Below are 3,240 nucleotides of genomic sequence, written 5' to 3' on the forward strand. Positions count from 1 at the left end.
CATCCAACCCTCACGGCCGTCGGGCGTGGTCTCGTAGGTGACGCCGGTGAGACCGCCGCCGTGCCACATCAGCAGTGGATACTTGCCCTTGCGGTTCTGCGGCAGGAAATACTGCACATACATCTGCTCGACCTGATAAAGTCCGTTCGGATCGATCTTGGCCGGAACCCCGCCGGCACCGAAGACGAGCTCTTTCACGGGCTTGCCGGATATCTCCACAACACGCCCGCCAACATGGAAAGAACCCATGTCGCGTAATACGATCGGTTCTCCGGCCATTGTCGGACTCGTTGCAGGAATTGCGGCGGCGCTCAGAAAAATCGAAAGCAGGATTTTACGCATCGTCTCGCTCCCGGACCTTGTTGCTGAACTCAGTCTGACTCATCCGGGCCAGCTTGACGACAAGGCAAACATCGGTCGGCACGTGCGGCCGTGAAAAAGTGGGCCGCCGCCCGCACTCAGTTTGCGCGCGCTTGATCGGCCAGTTGCTTGAGCAACGCGCGCAAAGGGCCAGGTCCGGTAACCCGCTGCGGGAAAGGCAACCGCAGCGCCGTTCGTCCTTTCTGTAATTCGAGGCCTTCAGGATCAATTCCGACGCAGCGCCAATCGCCATCCGACGCGCCAAGCAGTCTGGTGGCATAAAGCCGGCAAGCGTCGGCATGATCAGCATTCATGTGCGCGATCGCGTCAACCTCCGACTCGACGAGCGCCCCCGCATCGGAAATATCAGTCCGCACATCCTGCGGCTTGAGGTCCACAATACGACCGAAACCGGCGACGAGATGCGCGCGAGCGATGTCCATCCGATAGAACCCGAAGTCCGCAAAGTTCGCGAACATTTCGGCCTCCGGGTGGCGTCGTAGATAAGCCGGCCCTGACAATCGATCAGAATCTTTCGCGCATGTTCCCATCAGCATGACGCGCGCGCCTTCAAGTGGATCGCCCTCCTTGCGCTCATCGAGCATCAGCGACACGCGCGCGTCAGCCAGAAGGTTTTTGGTGTGCAATGCGAGTTTCGACAGCAAGAGCAGTGGGGCACCGTCGACCGCCGTCGCAACGTTCACCAGCGAGCAATAAGGATCGCCTGAGCCGGCAACCAGGGTCGCAAGGGCCCCCGATCGGCCTTCGCGCAGCAGTTTCTTCGCCGCCAGTCCGGGATCAAAGGTATCGTTCGGTTTCATTGCTTTGGCTGCTCACGTTTTAACGGTACGGTCCTGAAGCCGCTGCGATTTCGGCCCGCGGGGTTGAAATCGCTACCGAATCACATAGTTGTTGCAAAGAGGCCACATTTCAGACCCCGTTTATGGGGTTCAAAACTCGCGGGACGTCACGGAAGAGGGGCTCCATGCCGACAATCGCTCTCGTCGACGATGACCGCAATATCCTGACATCGGTCTCGATGGCCCTTGAAGCAGAGGGTTACCGCATCATGACGTATACCGACGGTGCTTCGGCGCTGGACGGTTTCAAGACTTCGCCGCCGGATCTGGCGATCCTCGATATCAAAATGCCGCGTATGGATGGCATGGAGACATTGAGACGGCTGCGCCAAAAGACCGACATTCCCGTGATCTTCCTCACCTCCAAGGATGAAGAGATCGATGAACTGTTCGGCCTCAAGATGGGCGCCGACGACTTCATCCGCAAACCGTTCTCGCAGCGGCTCCTGGTCGAACGCGTGAAGGCTGTGCTGCGCCGCTCCAGCCCGAAAGACGGCACACCGCCGAAGGAAATTGATTCCGCCAAGGTGCTGGAGCGCGGCCTGCTCCGCATGGACCCCGAGCGCCACACTTGCACGTGGAAGGGTGAGCCGGTCACGCTCACGGTCACCGAGTTTCTCATCCTTCAGGCCCTCGCAACCCGCCCTGGGGTGGTTAAGAGCCGCAACGCCCTGATGGATGCCGCCTATGACGACCAGGTTTATGTCGACGACCGGACGATCGACAGCCACATCAAGCGTCTGCGCAAGAAATTCAAGGTCGTTGACGACGATTTCGAGATGATCGAGACGCTCTATGGCGTCGGATATCGCTTTAAGGAATAACGTATTCTTTGTGTCGCGGCCGACTGGGCGGCCTGACGGAGCGTCCCGGCTTGCGGTAAAATCCCGGGTCTATTGAGACCCACGGTCAACCCGGCTGGATTGAACGACGTGCTCGATCGAACCGCGGAACTTGTCGCGCAGAACGCCGAAGCCGAACGGCCCGGCGCGGAAAGCGCTCGTCCACCGCCCAGGCAAGACGGTGCTGTACGGCGCGTGACACGCTCGATTTGGCATTTCTTCGTCTCGCAAAGTTTTTCCAGTCTCACCAGGCGCATCGTTTTCCTCAATCTTGCCGGACTGGTCGCACTGGTCACCGGCGTGCTCTACCTCTCGCAATTCCGCGCGGGATTGATCGACGCGCGCGTACAAAGTCTGCTGACGCAGAGCGAAATCATTGCCGGCGCGATTGCGGCATCCGCCACCGTCGAAACCGATTCCATTACGATCGATCCTGAACGTCTGCTGGAACTGCAGGCCGGCGAAAGCTATGGCCCGGCGGATGACTCGCTCTCCGGTATCGAGTTTCCGATCAATCCGGAGCGCGTTGCACCGCTTCTGCGCCGTCTCGTTTCGCCGACGAAGACGCGCGCGCGCATCTACGATCGCGATGGCGTGCTTATTCTTGACAGCCGCAATCTCTACGGCCGCGGCGACGTGCTGCGCTTCGACCTTCCACCCCCGAGCGCGGACAAGCCTGGCCTGATGGAGCGGGCATTCATTGCCCTGCGACGCTGGTTCGGCCGCGGCGACCTTCCGCTCTACAACGAGCTGGGTCCGGAGAACGGCAAGGGCTACCAGGAAGTCTCGCAGGCACTCAATGGCGCTCACGCGAGCATGGTGCGGGTCAACGACCGCGGCGAAGTGATCGTTTCGGTTGCGGTACCGGTGCAACGCTTCCGCGCTGTGCGCGGCGCACTCATGCTGTCGACGCAAGGCGCCGACATCGACGATATGGTCGAAGCGGAGCGCCTCGCCATCGTCAAGGTGTTCTTCGTGGCGGCGGGCGTCATGGTCGTGCTCTCCATGCTCCTCGCCGGCACGATCGCCGGGCCTGTCCGACGGCTCGCCGACGGCGCCGAACGCGTCCGCCGGCGTATTCGTACGCGCGTGGAGATTCCGGATTTTACACGACGGCGCGACGAAATCGGGGACTTGTCCGGTGCGCTGCGCGATATGACGAACGCGCTCTATACCCG

The 3,240-nt window shown here is 60.8% G+C and carries 3 protein-coding genes and 1 pseudogene; 2 read left to right on the forward strand and 2 right to left on the reverse strand.

Translation table 11 applies throughout. The annotated features are described in order from the left end of the window. Positions 1-279: pseudogene (locus tag VN623_RS09875) on the reverse strand (esterase); the annotation flags it as partial. Positions 280-458: 179 nt separating this feature from the next. Next, complete coding sequence (locus tag VN623_RS09880) at positions 459-1,181, reverse strand: HugZ family protein (protein WP_325570590.1); 723 nt, start codon at positions 1,179-1,181, stop codon at positions 459-461. Between the two features lie 164 nt (positions 1,182-1,345). Here VN623_RS09880 and VN623_RS09885 point away from each other — a divergent pair, with 164 nt between their 5' ends. Continuing rightward, a complete protein-coding gene (locus tag VN623_RS09885) occupies positions 1,346-2,044 on the forward strand; it encodes a response regulator transcription factor (RefSeq protein ID WP_325570592.1) in 699 nt (232 codons plus the stop codon). Positions 2,045-2,257: 213 nt separating this feature from the next. Then, positions 2,258-3,240, forward strand: a 983-nt coding sequence (locus VN623_RS09890) for a stimulus-sensing domain-containing protein (RefSeq protein WP_325570594.1), incomplete at its 3' end; no start/stop codon positions are given.

The organism is Hyphomicrobium sp. (assembly GCF_035572195.1).
Taxonomy (GTDB): domain Bacteria; phylum Pseudomonadota; class Alphaproteobacteria; order Rhizobiales; family Hyphomicrobiaceae; genus Hyphomicrobium_B.